The 14393-nt window shown below is 72.6% G+C and carries 15 protein-coding genes; 9 read left to right on the plus strand and 6 right to left on the minus strand.

The features are described from left to right. The first annotated feature begins 18 nt into the window (after positions 1-18). Both BUE44_RS04865 and BUE44_RS04870 read left to right on the plus strand, forming a co-directional pair. Entirely contained in the window at positions 19-375 is a 357-nt protein-coding gene (locus BUE44_RS04865; protein ID WP_073494060.1) for a histidine triad nucleotide-binding protein, read from the plus strand. 19 nt (positions 376-394) lie between these two features. Continuing rightward, positions 395-1300 carry a ribonuclease Z gene (locus BUE44_RS04870; protein WP_073494062.1) on the plus strand — a complete coding sequence of 302 codons (906 nt, stop codon included), beginning with the start codon at positions 395-397 and terminating at the stop codon, positions 1298-1300. Between the two features lie 21 nt (positions 1301-1321). On the opposite strand, the gene BUE44_RS04875 is transcribed toward BUE44_RS04870, so the two are convergent. Beyond that, positions 1322-2116 (minus strand): HAD family acid phosphatase, encoded by a 795-nt coding sequence (locus BUE44_RS04875; RefSeq protein WP_073494065.1) that lies wholly within the window; start codon positions 2114-2116, stop codon positions 1322-1324. A 141-nt stretch (positions 2117-2257) separates the two neighbouring features. Then, positions 2258-3559, minus strand: a complete 1302-nt coding sequence (locus BUE44_RS04880; protein ID WP_073494067.1) for a family 4 glycosyl hydrolase — start codon at positions 3557-3559, stop codon at positions 2258-2260. A gap of 108 nt (positions 3560-3667) precedes the next feature. On the opposite strand from BUE44_RS04880, the gene BUE44_RS04885 reads away from it, so the two are divergent. The 4 genes from BUE44_RS04885 to BUE44_RS04900 all read left to right on the plus strand — a co-directional run bounded on the left by BUE44_RS04885 (position 3668) and on the right by BUE44_RS04900 (position 7899). Continuing rightward, on the plus strand, positions 3668-4786 hold the full coding sequence (locus BUE44_RS04885) for a PfkB family carbohydrate kinase (protein WP_073494069.1): 1119 nt from the start codon (positions 3668-3670) through the stop codon (positions 4784-4786). Positions 4787-4983: 197 nt separating this feature from the next. Then, on the plus strand, positions 4984-6048 hold the full coding sequence (locus BUE44_RS04890) for a PhoH family protein (protein WP_073494071.1): 1065 nt from the start codon (positions 4984-4986) through the stop codon (positions 6046-6048). Between the two features lie 14 nt (positions 6049-6062). Then, positions 6063-6557 carry an rRNA maturation RNase YbeY gene (gene ybeY, locus BUE44_RS04895; RefSeq protein WP_073494074.1) on the plus strand — a complete coding sequence of 165 codons (495 nt, stop codon included), beginning with the start codon at positions 6063-6065 and terminating at the stop codon, positions 6555-6557. 16 nt (positions 6558-6573) lie between these two features. Further along, positions 6574-7899: a hemolysin family protein gene (locus BUE44_RS04900; RefSeq protein ID WP_073494076.1), complete on the plus strand. Its 1326-nt coding sequence runs from the start codon at positions 6574-6576 to the stop codon at positions 7897-7899. Between the two features lie 18 nt (positions 7900-7917). On the opposite strand, the gene BUE44_RS04905 is transcribed toward BUE44_RS04900, so the two are convergent. Continuing rightward, positions 7918-8100: a DUF2304 domain-containing protein gene (locus BUE44_RS04905; protein ID WP_235001905.1), complete on the minus strand. Its 183-nt coding sequence runs from the start codon at positions 8098-8100 to the stop codon at positions 7918-7920. Between the two features lie 113 nt (positions 8101-8213). Here BUE44_RS04905 and BUE44_RS04910 point away from each other — a divergent pair, with 113 nt between their 5' ends. Next, positions 8214-8591: a cytidine deaminase gene (locus BUE44_RS04910; RefSeq protein WP_107415611.1), complete on the plus strand. Its 378-nt coding sequence runs from the start codon at positions 8214-8216 to the stop codon at positions 8589-8591. A gap of 24 nt (positions 8592-8615) precedes the next feature. Here the strand turns inward: BUE44_RS04910 and BUE44_RS04915 are convergent, their stop codons facing one another. Together BUE44_RS04915 and BUE44_RS04920 are read right to left on the minus strand one after the other, a co-directional pair. Further along, complete coding sequence (locus tag BUE44_RS04915; RefSeq protein ID WP_073494080.1) at positions 8616-8954, minus strand: P-II family nitrogen regulator; 339 nt, start codon at positions 8952-8954, stop codon at positions 8616-8618. After that, the gene (locus BUE44_RS04920; RefSeq protein ID WP_073494082.1) at positions 8951-10300 is read right to left on the minus strand and encodes an ammonium transporter; all 1350 of its coding nucleotides are present in this window, start codon (positions 10298-10300) and stop codon (positions 8951-8953) included. Before BUE44_RS04920 ends, BUE44_RS04915 begins: the two co-directional genes overlap by 4 nt. 158 nt (positions 10301-10458) lie before the next feature. Between BUE44_RS04920 and era the strand changes: the two genes are divergently transcribed. After that, complete coding sequence (gene era / locus BUE44_RS04925; protein WP_073494084.1) at positions 10459-11412, plus strand: GTPase Era; 954 nt, start codon at positions 10459-10461, stop codon at positions 11410-11412. 23 nt (positions 11413-11435) lie between these two features. Here era and BUE44_RS04930 read toward each other — a convergent pair whose 3' ends face one another. Beyond that, positions 11436-12464, minus strand: a complete 1029-nt coding sequence (locus tag BUE44_RS04930; protein WP_073494086.1) for an Lrp/AsnC family transcriptional regulator — start codon at positions 12462-12464, stop codon at positions 11436-11438. 131 nt (positions 12465-12595) lie between these two features. On the opposite strand from BUE44_RS04930, the gene BUE44_RS04935 reads away from it, so the two are divergent. Beyond that, the gene (locus tag BUE44_RS04935; RefSeq protein WP_073494088.1) at positions 12596-14023 is read left to right on the plus strand and encodes an MFS transporter; all 1428 of its coding nucleotides are present in this window, start codon (positions 12596-12598) and stop codon (positions 14021-14023) included. Positions 14024-14393: the final 370 nt, after the last annotated feature.

Below are 14393 nucleotides of genomic sequence, written 5' to 3' on the forward strand. Positions count from 1 at the left end.
CGAGAAGGGAGCCCCGCGATGGCGGGAGAGCCCCAGGCCGACTGCCTGTTCTGCAAGATCGCCGCGGGGGAGATCCCCGCGACGATCGTCCGCGAGACGCCGACCACGCTCGCCTTCCGCGACATCAACCCGCAGGCGCCGACCCACGTGCTGGTCATCCCGCGGGTGCACTACCCCGATGCCGCGACCCTGGCGGCGGGCGACCCCGGCGCGGTCGTGGACGTGCTGCGGGAGGCCGGCGAGGTGGCGGCGCAGGAGAAGGTCGACGGCACTGGCTACCGGGTCGTCTTCAACACCGGCCCTGGCGCCGGCCAGACCGTCTTCCACGCCCACGCCCATGTGCTGGGCGGCCGCGACCTCCAGCGGCTGGTCTGAGGCGGCCGGCCGGCCACCGATGCCCGCACGCGAACTCGTCGTCCTCGGCACCGCCAGCCAGGTCCCGACCCGGCAGCGCAACCACAACGGCTACGTGCTGCGCTGGGACGGCGAGGGCATCCTCTTCGACCCCGGCGAGGGCAGCCAGCGCCAGATGCTGCACGCGGGGGTGTCCGCGCACGACCTGACGCGGATCTGCGTCACACATTTCCACGGCGACCACTCCCTCGGCCTCGCCGGGGTGATCCAGCGGATCAACCTCGACCGGGTGCCGCACCCCATCTCCGCCCACTACCCGGCGAGCGGGCAGCGCTACTTCGACCGGCTGCGGCACGCCACCGCCTACCGGGAGACGGTCGACCTGCGCGAGCAGCCGGTCACGGGCGACGGGGTACTGGCCGTGACCGCGGACTTCACCCTCGAAGCGCGCCGGCTGTCCCACCCGGTCGAGTCGTACGGCTACCGGCTCACCGAACCCGACGGCCGCCGGATGCTGCCCGCCCGGCTGGCCGAGCACGGCATCGCGGGACCCGACATCGGCCGCCTCCAGCGCGAGGGCGTGCTGGACGGCGTCACCCTTGCCGAGGTCAGCGAGCCGCGCCGGGGGCAGCGCTTCGCCTTCGTCATGGACACCCGGCTCTGCGAGGCCGTGCCGCAACTGGCCGACGGCTGCGACCTGCTGGTGATCGAGTCGACCTTCCAGGACCAGGACGCGGCAATTGCCGAGGAATACGGCCACCTGACCGCGGGTCAGGCCGCGGCGGTGGCCCGCGACGCGGGCGTACGCCACCTGGTGCTGACGCACTTCTCGCAGCGCTATCCGGAGCCCGAGGGCTTCGCGGCGCAGGCCAGGGCCGCGGGCTTCACCGGCGACCTGACCATTGCCGAGGATCTGACCCGGGTCCCGGTGCCCCGCCGCCGCTGAGCCCGGGACCCGCCCGCACGGCTACGGCAGGAAGTACATCGGGTTGGGCAGCTTGAAGGACTTGTCCGCGTAACCGCCCGACAGGTCGCTGTACTGGTCGCCGAAGTTGCCGATGATGTCGTAGCCCAGCGACTCGATGTGCGCCCTGGTGCCGGACTTGTACTGGATGGTGGTGCAGGTCGAGCCGCAGGTCAGGTAGGCCGGCGGGTTCGCCTTGTTCTTCAGGTAGAGGTGGTCGGTGTCGGGCGCGGACTTGTAGCCGACCGCGGTCAGGTTGCGTACGGTGTCGGCGCGCTGGGCCTCCGGGCGGCCGGTGATCCAGAAGACGGTGACGCCCTGGTCCGCGGCCCAGTTGGCGAGGGTCTCCATGCCGAAGACCGCCGGCATGTCCTTGCTGTCCAGGTAGGCCTGGTTGCTGGCGGGGCTGTAGGCGAAGCCCACTTCCAGCTCGTAGTTGTAGGTCAGCACGCTGGTGTCGTCGACGTCGAGCACGATCGCGGGCTTGCCGTCGTCGCCGTGCCCGCCGTGGCCGCGCAGTGCGTGCGCCAGGTCGGCCTTGGCCTTGGCCTCGATACCGGCCACCTGGTGGGCGTAGCTGCTGTCCGCCGACGCGAAGTGCTCGCCCGAGGCGTCGACGGTGTCGCCGTAGTAGGCCTTGATCTCGTTCACCACGTCGGTGAGGTTGGGGATCTCCTTGTCGCTGCGCGGCACCGAGTTGTCCGCGGTGGCGGCGCCTACGCCGTAGAAGGTGGCTCCCAGGGTGGCCGCGGCGGCGGCAAGTGCCAGCGAACGGCGGGACAGACGGGCACGGGGCATGACGGTGCTCCTTCAACGCTGGTTGGTGCGGCGAAAGTTAGACCCCCTGATCCAGGCAGGTCAAGCAAGGTCTACGCGCGTATCGTCACATCGCAGGTCAGAAGCTGTTTCCCCGATGTTTCACCGGAGTTCGGTCCGGCGTCACCAGCCGGCCGCGTCGAGGATACGGGAGGCGACCGCCGGCGAGTCCACCAGCGGGTGCAGCGCCAGCGCCCGCAGCGCGGCCCGCCGCGACCCCGTCGCCGCCGCCTCGATCGCGGCCCGCTCCACCGACTTGACCGCCAGCATCAGCCCCGCCTGGTGCTCGTCGGGCGCCGCCTGCGCCAGGGGCCGCACCCCCGACGCGCCCACCTCGCACGGCACTTCCACCACGGCATCCGCGTCCAGGAAGGGCAGCGCCCCGCCGGACGGCACGTTGAGGATCAGCACCGTCCGCTCGTCCCGCGCGATGGCCCGCATCAGCGCCAGCGCCACCCGGTCGTAACCGCCGCCGTCCAGGTCGTGCGGGTCGCGCTGCCAACCGCCGCTCGCCGCACGGCTGTCGGCCCCGTAGGTCTCCTCGCGCTCCTGCCTGGCGCCCCGCCACAGCTCGTACGCCCGTGCCGGCTCGCGGTCGGCCGCCGCGAAGAAGGCGCCCTGCTGGCGGTCGAGGAACTCGCCCCTGGTGGCCTCCGCCGCCCGCACCGCGGCCAGCGTCTCGCGGCGGAAGTAGTAGTAGTGCAGATACTCGTTCGGCAGGCAGCCGAGTGCCGCGAGCCATTCCGCGCCGAACAGCCGGCCCTCCTCGAAGGTGCCCAGCGCCGCCGGATCCGCCAGCAGCCCCGGCAGCAGGTCGCGCCCGGCCACCGTGAGGCGGCGCAGCCAGCCCAGGTGGTTCAGGCCCACGTAGTCGTAGCCGAAGTCCGGCGCGTCCGGGTCGGCGCCCGCCGCCCGCGCCGCCCGCCGCACCAGGCCCACCGGCGAGTCGCAGATGCCGATCACCCGCGGGCCCAGCACCCGGGACATCGCCTCGGTGACCATGCCCGCCGGATTGGTGAAGTTGATCACCCAGGCGTCCGGCGCCAGCGCCCGCACCCGCTCGGCGACCCGCACCGCGACCGGCAGTGTGCGCAGCCCGTAGAGCACCCCGCCGGCGCCCACCGTCTCCTGCCCGAGCACCCCCTCGGCCAGCGGCAGCCGCTCGTCGCGCACCCGGCCCGCCGTGCCGCCGACCCTGATCGCGGAGAACACGAAGTCCGCGCCCCGCACCGCGTCGTCCAGGCCGTCCGCGAGCCGTACCGCGGGTCCACCCGCTCCCGACCCCGCCAGCACGGCGGCCACCACCCGCAGCCGCAGCGGGTCCTCGTCGTACAGGACCACCTCGGTGATCAGCGGGTCGCCGGCCAGCGCCCGGTGCACCAGCGGCACCCGGAAGCCGCCGCCGCCGAGAATCGTGAGCTTCACCCGCACTCCGTCCCCAGGGCCCCCCGCCTCGCGGCTGTGCGACGCCGTTTGTCGGACAGGCCCCGGCGGTCCTCGTCACTGTCAGTGCTGTCGTGCACAGTGTGTCCCATGGACGACCAGCCCGTTCTCGACCCGCTCGGCGCGGTGCGCGCCACGGGGGACCCGGCGACCGACGTGTATCTCACCGGCACCGTCTTCCTCGACATCATCTTCACCGGCCTGGACAGCGCACCCGTGCGCGGTACCGAGTCCTGGGCGCGGGGCATGGGGTCGAGCCCCGGCGGGGTGGCCAACATGGCGACCGCCCTGGCCCGCCTCGGCCTGCACACCACCCTGGCCGCGGCCTTCGGTGACGACATGTACGGCGACTACTGCTGGGACAGCCTCTCCGCGGGCGAGGGCATCGACCTCGGGCCCTCCCGCCGCATCCCCGGCTGGCACTCCCCGGTGACCGTCTCGATGGCCTACGAGGGCGAGCGGACCATGGTCAGCCACGGCCACCGGGCGCCGCCGCCGGAGGAGGCCGTGCCGGCCTGCCCGCCGCCCGCGCGGGCCGCCGTCGCCTCGCTCGGCCAGCGCGACCGGGCCTCGGACGAGAAGCCGGCGCCCGACCCCGACCGGGAGTGGATCGCGTGGGCCGCCGCGACCGGCACCAAGGTCTTCGCCGACGTCGGCTGGGACGACACCGGCCGCTGGGACCCGGCCGACCTCGACGGCCTCGCCCACTGCGCGGCCTTCCTGCCCAACGCGGCGGAGGCCATGCGGTACACCCGCACCGCCACCCCGGCCGCCGCCGCCCGCCGGCTCGCCGAGCTGGTCCCGCTGGCGGTGGTCACCCTCGGCGCCGAGGGCGCCGTCGCGGTGGACTCGGGCAGCGGAGAGACCGCCGAGGTGCCCGCGCTGATCGTGGACGCCCTGGACCCCACCGGCGCCGGGGACGTCTTCGTCGCCGGCTTCGTCACCGGCACCCTGGCCGGCTGGCCGCTCACCGACCGGCTCGCCTTCGGCTCGCTGTGCGCGGCACTGTCCGTGCAGGAGTTCGGCGGCTCGCTGTCCGCGCCCGGCTGGATCGAGGTCGCCGCCTGGTGGACGCGGGCCAAGGCCGCGGCCGGCACCCCGCCCGAGGCCCTGCGCAGATACGCCTTCCTCGACGACCTGATCCCCCCGGCCCCGCGCCGCTGGCCGCTGCCGCGCGCCGTGCCCACCATCGGCTTCCGCCGCCCGTGAGGCGGGTGCGGGGCCGCCCGTGCGGCGGCGCGGGACCGACCGCGCGGCGGGCGCGGGACCCCTCGCGCGGTGGCGCCCGGCGACAACGGCAAATCCCCTCGGCCGCCGACGTCCCACGTCGTAGGCTTGGTAATCCAAGGCCCGATCGGGCTCCTCGATCAGCAGAAAGCGGGATGAGCAGGCCCTAGCGCCGGCCCATGACACAGACACCGACAAAGCAGCAGCCGCAGCCGCCACAGGCGCGCGCCCACTTCGTCGTACCGGCGAAGCACCCCATGGTGACCGTCCTGGGGTCTGGCGACGCTCTCCTCCGCGTGATCGAGCAGGCCTTCCCGGCCGTCGACATCCACGTACGGGGCAACGAGGTCAGTGCGGTCGGCGAGGCCCACGAGGTGGCACTCGTCCAGCGGCTGTTCGACGAGATGATGCTGGTGCTCCGCACCGGCCAGCCCATGTCGGAGGACGCCGTCGAGCGTTCCATCGCCATGCTCAGGGCGAACGGCAGCGCCGCGGACCAGGACGCCGAGACACCCGCCCAGGTGCTCACGCAGAACATCCTGTCCAGCCGCGGCCGCACCATCCGCCCCAAGACGCTCAACCAGAAGCGGTACGTCGACGCGATCGACCGCCACACCATCGTCTTCGGCATCGGCCCCGCCGGTACCGGCAAGACGTACCTGGCCATGGCCAAGGCGGTCCAGGCCCTGCAGTCCAAGCAGGTCAACCGGATCATCCTGACCCGCCCGGCGGTCGAGGCCGGCGAGCGCCTGGGCTTCCTGCCCGGCACCCTCTACGAGAAGATCGACCCGTATCTGCGCCCGCTCTACGACGCGCTGCACGACATGCTGGACCCGGACTCGATCCCCCGCCTGATGGCGGCCGGCACCATCGAGGTCGCCCCGCTGGCGTACATGCGCGGCCGTACGCTCAACGACGCCTTCATCATCCTGGACGAGGCGCAGAACACCAGCGCCGAGCAGATGAAGATGTTCCTGACCAGGCTCGGCTTCGACTCGAAGATCGTCATCACCGGTGACGTGACGCAGGTGGACCTGCCGTCCGGCACCAAGAGCGGGCTTCGGCAGGTGCAGGAGATCCTCGACGGGGTGGAGGACGTGCACTTCTCCCGGCTCACCAGCACCGACGTGGTGCGCCATAAGCTGGTCGGACGCATCGTGGACGCCTACGAGCGGTATGACAGCGCGGTCGCCGAGGAAGAAGGCGGCAACAGCCGCGGCGGCGCACGGCCCAAGAGAAAGTAACCGGCTTCAACATCATGGCGATCGACGTCAACAACGAGTCCGGCTGGGATATCGACGAGCGGGCGGTCCTCGACGCCGCCCGCTACGCGCTCCAGCGCATGCGCATCCATCCGCTGTCCGAGCTGTCGGTGATCGCCGTGGACGCCGACGCGATGGAGCAGCTGCACGTGCAGTGGATGGACCTGCCGGGCCCCACCGATGTCATGTCCTTCCCGATGGACGAGCTGCGGCCCGGCAAGGAGGACGAGGAGCCCGCGCAGGGGCTGCTCGGTGACATCGTGCTGTGCCCCGAGGTCGCCAAACGGCAGGGGGAGGAGGCGCCGACCGGGCACTCCATGGACGAGGAGCTGCAGCTGCTCACCGTGCACGGCGTCCTCCACCTGCTCGGCTACGACCACGAGGAGCCGGACGAGAAGGCCGAGATGTTCGGCCTGCAGAAGGCCATCCTGGACGGGTGGCGGGCCGAGCGCGGCGTCGAGGGGCCCTCGCCCGCGCCCACCACCCACTGACGGCGGCGCGCACCGCATGATCGTCTCCGCAGTTCTGCTGGTCATCGTCGCCTGGCTGGCCGCGTGCGCCGAGGCCGGCATCGCCAGGATCTCCCGCTTCCGCGCCGAGGACGCGCTGCGCTCGGGCCGCAAGGGCGCCGCGAACCTGCTGGCGGTGGCGTCCGACCCCACCCGCTATCTCAATGTCGCGCTGCTGGTCAGGGTCGGCTGCGAGACCGCGGCCGCCGTGCTGATCAGCGTGGTCTGCGACCGGAGCTTCGACCGTACGTGGCAGGTGCTCGCCGTCGCGATCGGCGTGATGGTGCTGGTGTCGTACGTGGCCGTGGGCGTCTCGCCGCGCACCATCGGCCGCCAGCACCCGATGAACACGGCGACGGCGGCCTCGTACGTCCTGCTGCCGCTGGCCCGGGTGATGGGCCCGGTGCCCGGGCTGCTGATCCTGCTCGGCAATGCGCTGACGCCGGGCAAGGGCTTCAAGCGCGGCCCGTTCGCGAGCGAGGCGGAGCTGCGGGCGATGGTCGACCTCGCCGAGTCCGAGTCGCTGATCGAGGACGACGAGCGCCGTATGGTGCACTCGGTCTTCGAGCTGGGCGACACCATCGTGCGCGAGGTGATGGTGCCGCGGCCGGAGCTGGTGATGATCGAGCGCTTCAAGACGATCCGCCAGGCCACCACGCTGGCGCTGCGCAGCGGCTTCTCGCGCATCCCGGTGACCGGCGAGAGCGAGGACGACGTCGTCGGCTTCGTCTACCTCAAGGACCTGGCCCGGCGCACCCACATCAGCCGGGAGGCGGAGAGCGACCTGGTCTCCACGCTGATCCGGCCGGCCGCCTTCGTGCCGGACACCAAGAACGCCGGTGACCTGCTGCGGGAGATGCAGCGCGACCGCAACCACGTCGCGGTCGTGGTCGACGAGTACGGCGGCACCGCGGGCATCGTCACGATCGAGGACATCCTGGAGGAGATCGTCGGCGAGATCACCGACGAGTACGACCGGGAGACCCCGCCGGTGGAGGAGCTGGGCGGCGGGCGCCACCGGGTCACCGCCCGGCTCGACATCGGCGACCTCGGCGAGCTCTACGGCGTGCTGCTGGACGACGACGACGTCGAGACGGTCGGCGGGCTGCTCGCCAAGTCGCTGGGCCGGGTGCCGATCCCGGGCGCGACCGTGGTGGTGCCGCTGCCCGAGGACGGCTCGGGCGAGCGCGCCACCGTGGCGCTGCGGCTGACCGCGGAGACGCAGGCCGGCCGCCGCAACCGGATCGGCACCGTGCTGGTCGAGCCGCTGGACGCCGCGCAGGCCGCCCTCGACGGCCGGCCCTCGGTGGACGACGAGCTGTAGCGCGCGGCCCTGGGGACGTCAGGGCCCGAAGCTGCCGACCATGCCGAGCAGGTTGGCACTGGCCGAGTGGATCGAGCCGGCCAGGCTGCTGTCGGCCAGGTAGAAGCCGAGGGCACCGCAGGCGAAGGCGTGACTGGTTTTCAGGGCGCTCGTGCGTCTCAGGAAGACCAGGACGGCCGCGAGCGCGATGACGAAGGGCATGTGAAGGAGCATGTGTGACCACCTCTGACGGAACACCCTGCTCACTCAGGCTAGGTGTCGGTCGCTGATCGCGCATGTCCGGATACGGAGAGGTGCGCCCGGCGGTACGCCCTATGATCGCGCGTATGAGCGATCAGCAGCCGGCCACCGACCTGCCGGACCCGGAAGACCGCAAGCTCGTCACCCTGGCCCGCTCGGCCCGGGCACGCAACGGGGTGCCCGAGGGCGCCGCCGTGCGCGACGAGACCGGCAGGACGTACGTGGCCGGCACGGTCGCGCTGGAGTCGCTGCGGCTCAGCGCGCTGCAGACCGCGGTGGCCATGGCGGTGGCCAGCGGCGCCAGGTCGCTGGAGGCGGCCGCGGTGGTCACGGCCGCCGAGACCGCCGCCGACGCCGACCGGGCCGCGGTGCGCGACCTGGGCGGCGCCGGGGTGCCGGTGGTGCTGGCCGGTCCCGACGGGTCCGTCCGCGCCGTCGTCACCGCCGGCTGAGTCCCAACGGGCGGGCCGGCCGGCTCACAGCGCGTCGGGGCCGCGTTCGCCGGTCCTGACGCGTACCGCCGTCTCGACCGGCACCGTCCACACCTTGCCGTCGCCGATCTTGCCGGTGCGCGCGGCCGCGACCAGGGCGTCGACCACCGCGTCGGCCTCCGCGTCCTCGACCAGCACCTCGATGCGGGCCTTGGGGACCAGGTCGACGCGGTATTCGGCGCCGCGGTAGACCTCTGTGTGGCCGCGCTGCCTGCCGTAGCCGCTGGCCTCGGTGACCGTCATGCCCTGCACCCCCATCTCCTGCAGGGCGGTCTTCACGTCGTCCAGCTTGTACGGCTTGATGACGGCGGTGACCAGCTTCATCCCAGTGGGCTCCTGTCGTGGGCGGCCTGCGCTGCGGCGTGCACGGCGGGGCCGTGGGACATGCCGTGCGTGAGTACGCCGTGATCGTAGGCGGTCTCGGCGTGCACGGTGAGGTCCAGGCCGGTCCTTTCGTGCTCCTCGCTCGCCCGGAAGCCCATCAGCCGGTCGATGGCCTTGCCGATCGCGTACGTCATCGTGAAGGCGAAGACCCCCACCGCCGCGACGGCGACCGCCTGCCGGCCCAGTTGCGCCAGCCCGCCGCCGTACAGCAGGCCCTCGGGTCCGCCGGTCATCGACTCGGTGGCGAACAGGCCGATCAGCAGGGTACCGACGATGCCGCCGACCAGGTGCACGCCGACGACGTCCAGCGAGTCGTCCACGCCCCAGCGGAACTTCCAGCTCACCGCGTACGAGCAGAGCACGCCCGCCGCGAGGCCCACGACGGCCGCGCCCGGCACGTCGACGCTGCCGCACGACGGGGTGATCGCGACGAGCCCGGCGATCGACCCGGAGGCGGCGCCCAGCGTCGTGGCGTGCCCGTCCCTGCGCTTCTCCACGATCAGCCAGCCCAGCAGGCCCGCGCAGCCCGCGGTCTGGGTGTTGAGGAAGGCCGCGCCCGCCATGCCGTCGGCGCCCAGCGCGGAACCCGCGTTGAAGCCGAACCAGCCGAACCACAGCAGCCCGGCGCCCAGCAGCACCAGCGGCAGGTTGTGCGGCCGCATCGAGTCCTTGCGGAAGCCCAGCCGCGGCCCCAGCACGATCGCCAGCGCCAGTCCCGAGGCGCCCGAGCACACCTCGACCACGGTGCCGCCCGCGTAGTCCAGCGCGTGCAGTTTCGCGGTGATCCAGCCGCCGTCGGCGAAGACCCAGTGCGCGACGGGGACGTATACGGCCAGCGTCCACACCACCACGAAGACCACCCATGCCCCGAACCGCGCCCGGTCCGCCACCGCGCCGCTGATCAGGGCCGCGGTGATCACCGCGAAGGTCAGCTGGAAGGTCGCGAAGAGCAGTGTGGGCACATGGCCGTGCGTCGAGGTGGGGCCGATGCCGTGCATGCCGAGGTGCTTGAGGTCGCCGATCAGGCCGAGGCCGCCGGCGTCGCGGCCGAAGGCGAGGGTGTAGCCGGCGATCAGCCAGACCATCGTGACCAGCGCGATCGACACGAAGCTCATCATGAGCATGTTGAGCACGCTCTTGCTGCGGACCATGCCGCCGTAGAAGAGCGCGAGGCCCGGCGTCATCAGCAGCACCAGCGCGGTGGCGGCGAGCAGCCAGGCGGTGTCGGCCGCGTTCACGGCCGTCTGGTCGGCGGACAGCAGCAGCACGAGGGGATCCCCTTCCACGGGCGGGTAGGGGAAGCGTCACGGGCTCGCGTTACCGGACGTGGGCAGGCGTGTTTCCATGGTGTTTCGTGTTGCGTGTGCGTTTCGACACCCTCACCGGGGTGCGGCTCGCACGCCGTATCGCCCGCCGTCCTCGCGGACCTCCTTCATCGGGGAGAATGAGGCACATGAGCGCTCGTACCCCCTCCGCCGCCGGCCCCACGCACCGGTCCGGCTTCGCCTGCTTCGTCGGCCGCCCCAACGCCGGCAAGTCCACCCTCACGAACGCTCTGGTCGGCCAGAAGGTGGCGATCACCTCCAACCGGCCGCAGACGACCCGGCACACCGTACGGGGCATCGTGCACCGCCCGGAGGCCCAGCTCGTGCTGGTCGACACCCCCGGGCTGCACAAGCCCCGCACGCTGCTCGGCGAACGCCTCAACGACGTGGTGCGCAGCACCTGGGCCGAGGTCGACGTGATCGGCTTCTGCCTGCCCGCCGACCAGAAGCTCGGGCCCGGCGACACCTTCATCGCGCGCGAGCTGGCCGGGGTCCGCAAGACCCCGAAGGTCGCGGTCGTCACCAAGACCGACCTGGTCGACTCCAAGACCCTCGCCCACCAGCTGCTGGCGGTCGACAAGCTCGGCCGCGACCTGGGCTTCGAATGGGCCGAGATCGTGCCGGTCTCCGCGGTCGCCGGCGAGCAGGTCGGCCTGCTCGCCGACCTCCTCGTCCCGCTGCTCCCCGAGGGCCCCGCCCTCTACCCCGAGGGCGACCTCACCGACGAGCCCGAGCAGATCATGGTCGCCGAGCTGATCCGCGAGGCGGCGCTGGAAGGCGTACGCGACGAGCTGCCGCACTCCATCGCGGTCGTCGTCGAGGAGATGCTCCCCCGGGAGGGCCGCCCGGCCGACCGCCCGCTGCTCGACATCCACGCCAACCTCTACATCGAGCGCCCTTCGCAGAAGGGCATCATCATCGGCCCCAAGGGCGCCCGCCTGAAGGAGGTCGGCGTGAAGTCCCGCCACCAGATCGAGGCCCTCCTCGGCACGCCCGTCTTCCTCGACCTGCACGTGAAGGTCGCCAAGGACTGGCAGCGCGACCCGAAGCAGCTCAGGAAGCTCGGTTTCTAGCCGTTCCGTACGGGGCGGCGCGCTCAGCCCCGACCGGCAGGGCGGCCGCCCCGGGAGGGTGCGAGGTAGGGGCCCGGGCCCTTCAAGGTGCGGTGGATCGGCGCCGTCTCCGTCCGGCGGACGCCGGGGATGGCCGCCACCGGGCCGGTGAGGTAGCGGTAGAGCGCCCGCGCGTCGCGGCACAGCAGCGACGCGTACACATTCGTCGCGCCCGTCGTGGCCGCGGCGAAAGCCACCTCCTCGTGCGTGGCCAGCGCCCGCCCCGCCGCCGCGAGGCTGGCCGGTTCGACCTCCATCAGCAGCCGCGCCCGCATCTCGGGCGCGATGACCCCGGGCCCGAAGTCGAGGTCGTAGTAGAGCGCCCCGCTCGCCCGCAGCTCGGCCATCCGCCGCCGTATCGTCGTCTGGGACCAGCCGGTGAGCGCGGCGAGCTCCGCCGCCGGGGTGCGCCCGTCGCGGGCGAGCGCGGCGAACAGCCGCCGGTCCTCCTCCCCGAGCACCACCGGCTCGCCGTCCTGCGCGGTGGGCGGCTGCCGCAGCGCGCGTACCTGCTCTGGTGACAGCGGCCCTGTCCTGCTCACCGGGCTCAGCTCGTGGCCGAAGAAGACGTGCAGCAGCGCGTGCGCGGTGACCTGCACCACCCGCGGCGTCTGCGGCAGCTTCTGCAGCAGCAGCGCGTCGGCGTCCGTGTCGGGCCCCGACGCGTAGGTGAGGCAGCAGATCTCGGTGCCGCCGGACAGCAGGGTCACCCAGCGGGTGTCGGTCCGCCGGGCCAGCGCCTCGCCGATCGACGCGGCGGCGTCCGGCGTGCACTGCACCCGTACGAACCACGGCGTCAGCCCGATCCGCAGCGGGTCGCTGAGCCCGAGCACCCGCAGGCCCGAGGACTCGCGCAGCCGGGCGTAGCGGCGGGCGACGGTCTGGTCGGAGACGCCGAGGACCTCGCCGATCCGCCGGAAGGGCGCCCGGCCGTCGAGCTGCAGTGCCTGCACGACCTGCTGGTCGAGCGGGTCGAGAAGAGCCAGCGGCATGATCGACGTGTCGGATCCCATCCCCACAGCCTAGGCTGTGTCGAATTCCGCCGCGGAAGTCCCATCGGCTGTGGGGTGGGCGTGCCGTGCCCCAGCCTGGAGCAGTCATCGCCGCACCACCGCACCGCACCGCATGAAACGGAGTCCGCCCGATGCGCAAATGGCTGCCCCTGGTGACGATCTGCCTGGGGGCCTTCATCCTCCTGGTCGACGTCACCATCGTGAACGTCGCCCTGCCGAGCATGGCGTCCGACCTCGACGCACCCTTCTCCGCCCTGCAATGGGTCATCGACGGCTACGCCCTCGCGCTGGCCGCGCTGCTGCTGGTCGCGGGCTCGCTCGGCGACCTGTTCGGCCACCGGCGACTGTACGTGGCCGGCCTCGCCGTCTTCGCGCTGGCCTCGCTGGGCGCGGCGCTGTCACCGAACGCCGCCGTGCTGATCACCGCCCGTGCGGTGCAGGGGGTCGGCGGGGCGGCGATGTTCGCCACCTCGGCCGCGCTGGTCGCGGCGACCTACCGGGGCCGCGACCGCGGGGTCGCCTTCGGCGTGTGGGGCGCGGTCAACGGCGCCGCCGCCGCGGCCGGGCCGATCGTGGGCGGTCTGCTCACCGAGGGCTTCGGCTGGCAGGCCATCTTCCTGGTCAACCTGCCGATCGCCGCCGTAGCGATAGCGATCGCCATGCGCTCCCTGCCCGCCGCGGGCAAGCGCGGCACGGGCCGGCTCGACCTGCCGGGCGCCGCCGCCTTCACGCTGGCCGCCGGCGCGCTGACGTACGCCCTGATCCGCGGCGGCGACGCCGGCTGGACGGACGGGCTGGCGCTGACCGCCTTCGGGACGGCCGCGGTCGCGGCGGTCGCCTTCGTGGTCATCGAGGCCCGCTCCGACCATCCGATGATCGAGCTGGCGCTGCTGCGCCGCCCGGTCTTCAGCGGCCTGCTCGGCGGCGCCCTGATCTACCAGGCGGCGGCCTTCAGCGGCCTGGTCTACTTCTCCCTCTGGCTGCAGGACGTCCTCGACCTCAGCCCGATCCGCGGCGGCCTGGCCCTGATGCCGATGGCGGGCACCGCCTTCGTCGTCGCCGCGGCGGCCGGGCGGCACATGCACCGCTTCCCGGCGCGCGTGCCGATCGGCGGCGGCCTGTTCATCATCGGCCTGGGCTGCGGCCTGCTGGCGCTGACCGTGCACACCTCCTCGGGGCAGGCCTCGATCTTCGCCGGCCTCGCGGTGATCGGCGTCGGCGTCGGCTTCACCACGCCCGTGCTGGTCTCGGCCGCCGTCGACGCCGTCCCGCCGGACCGGGCGGGCATGGCGGGCGGCGCGGTCAACACGGCCCGTCAGCTCGGCATGACCCTCGGTATCGCGCTCTTCGGCGCCGTCTTCACTGCCCGGCTGCGCAGCGTCACCGCCCATGGCGGCAGCCCGCACGCGGCGTACGCGTCCGGTCTCGACCGCATCTCCCTCTACGCGGCCGCCGCGGGCCTGGCGGGAGCCATCGCCGTCGTCGCCCTGGTCCGCCCGCCCCGCAAGACGGCCCCCACCCCGGCCGACGACCCCACCCCGGCGCCAGCGACCCGCTGACCCGCACCGCGACCGCTCCGCGCACGCTGCGGCCGCCGAGGCCGTCACGGGGTAGCTGACCGGAATCCTTTCGGGCGTTCTTCTGCCGATCTGTCCCGTTTCGGGCCCCCCGTTTCGGTGACCGGGGTCACATATTCTCCTCACATAAAGCGCCCCTCCCTTCACTCGCGGTGAATGGGGGGCGCCCTCTTGTGATCCCCTCGATATAGCCTGGGTCACATACTAGGCCGCTTAGTGCACGGCAAGGCCGGTATCGCACGGAAAAACGCCTCCGTATGCGCCCACTACGAATGCGATCCGTAGAGGGGGTCTTTGACCTGCCCTTCCGCCACCTCTAACAATTCAGGGGTCCCGCTACGGAAGAGGTAAA

The sequence above is a fragment of the Actinacidiphila paucisporea genome, from assembly GCF_900142575.1.
In the GTDB taxonomy this organism is placed as follows: Bacteria; Actinomycetota; Actinomycetes; order Streptomycetales; family Streptomycetaceae; genus Actinacidiphila; species Actinacidiphila paucisporea.

What these genes read in the sequence shown, in the direction of transcription:
- BUE44_RS04865 (WP_073494060.1), top strand. Translation starts at nt 19, where the DNA reads ATGGCGGGAGAGCCCCAGGCCGACTGCCTGTTCTGCAAGATCGCCGCG.
- era (WP_073494084.1), top strand. Translation starts at nt 10,459, where the DNA reads ATGAGGCACATGAGCGCTCGTACCCCCTCCGCCGCCGGCCCCACGCAC.
- BUE44_RS04935 (WP_073494088.1), top strand. Translation starts at nt 12,596, where the DNA reads ATGCGCAAATGGCTGCCCCTGGTGACGATCTGCCTGGGGGCCTTCATC.
- BUE44_RS04900 (WP_073494076.1), top strand. Translation starts at nt 6,574, where the DNA reads ATGATCGTCTCCGCAGTTCTGCTGGTCATCGTCGCCTGGCTGGCCGCG.
- BUE44_RS04870 (WP_073494062.1), top strand. Translation starts at nt 395, where the DNA reads ATGCCCGCACGCGAACTCGTCGTCCTCGGCACCGCCAGCCAGGTCCCG.
- BUE44_RS04930 (WP_073494086.1), bottom strand. Translation starts at nt 12,464, where the DNA reads ATGGGATCCGACACGTCGATCATGCCGCTGGCTCTTCTCGACCCGCTC.
- BUE44_RS04910 (WP_107415611.1), top strand. Translation starts at nt 8,214, where the DNA reads ATGATCGCGCGTATGAGCGATCAGCAGCCGGCCACCGACCTGCCGGAC.
- BUE44_RS04915 (WP_073494080.1), bottom strand. Translation starts at nt 8,954, where the DNA reads ATGAAGCTGGTCACCGCCGTCATCAAGCCGTACAAGCTGGACGACGTG.
- BUE44_RS04905 (WP_235001905.1), bottom strand. Translation starts at nt 8,100, where the DNA reads ATGCCCTTCGTCATCGCGCTCGCGGCCGTCCTGGTCTTCCTGAGACGC.
- BUE44_RS04875 (WP_073494065.1), bottom strand. Translation starts at nt 2,116, where the DNA reads ATGCCCCGTGCCCGTCTGTCCCGCCGTTCGCTGGCACTTGCCGCCGCC.
- BUE44_RS04890 (WP_073494071.1), top strand. Translation starts at nt 4,984, where the DNA reads ATGACACAGACACCGACAAAGCAGCAGCCGCAGCCGCCACAGGCGCGC.
- BUE44_RS04885 (WP_073494069.1), top strand. Translation starts at nt 3,668, where the DNA reads ATGGACGACCAGCCCGTTCTCGACCCGCTCGGCGCGGTGCGCGCCACG.
- ybeY (WP_073494074.1), top strand. Translation starts at nt 6,063, where the DNA reads ATGGCGATCGACGTCAACAACGAGTCCGGCTGGGATATCGACGAGCGG.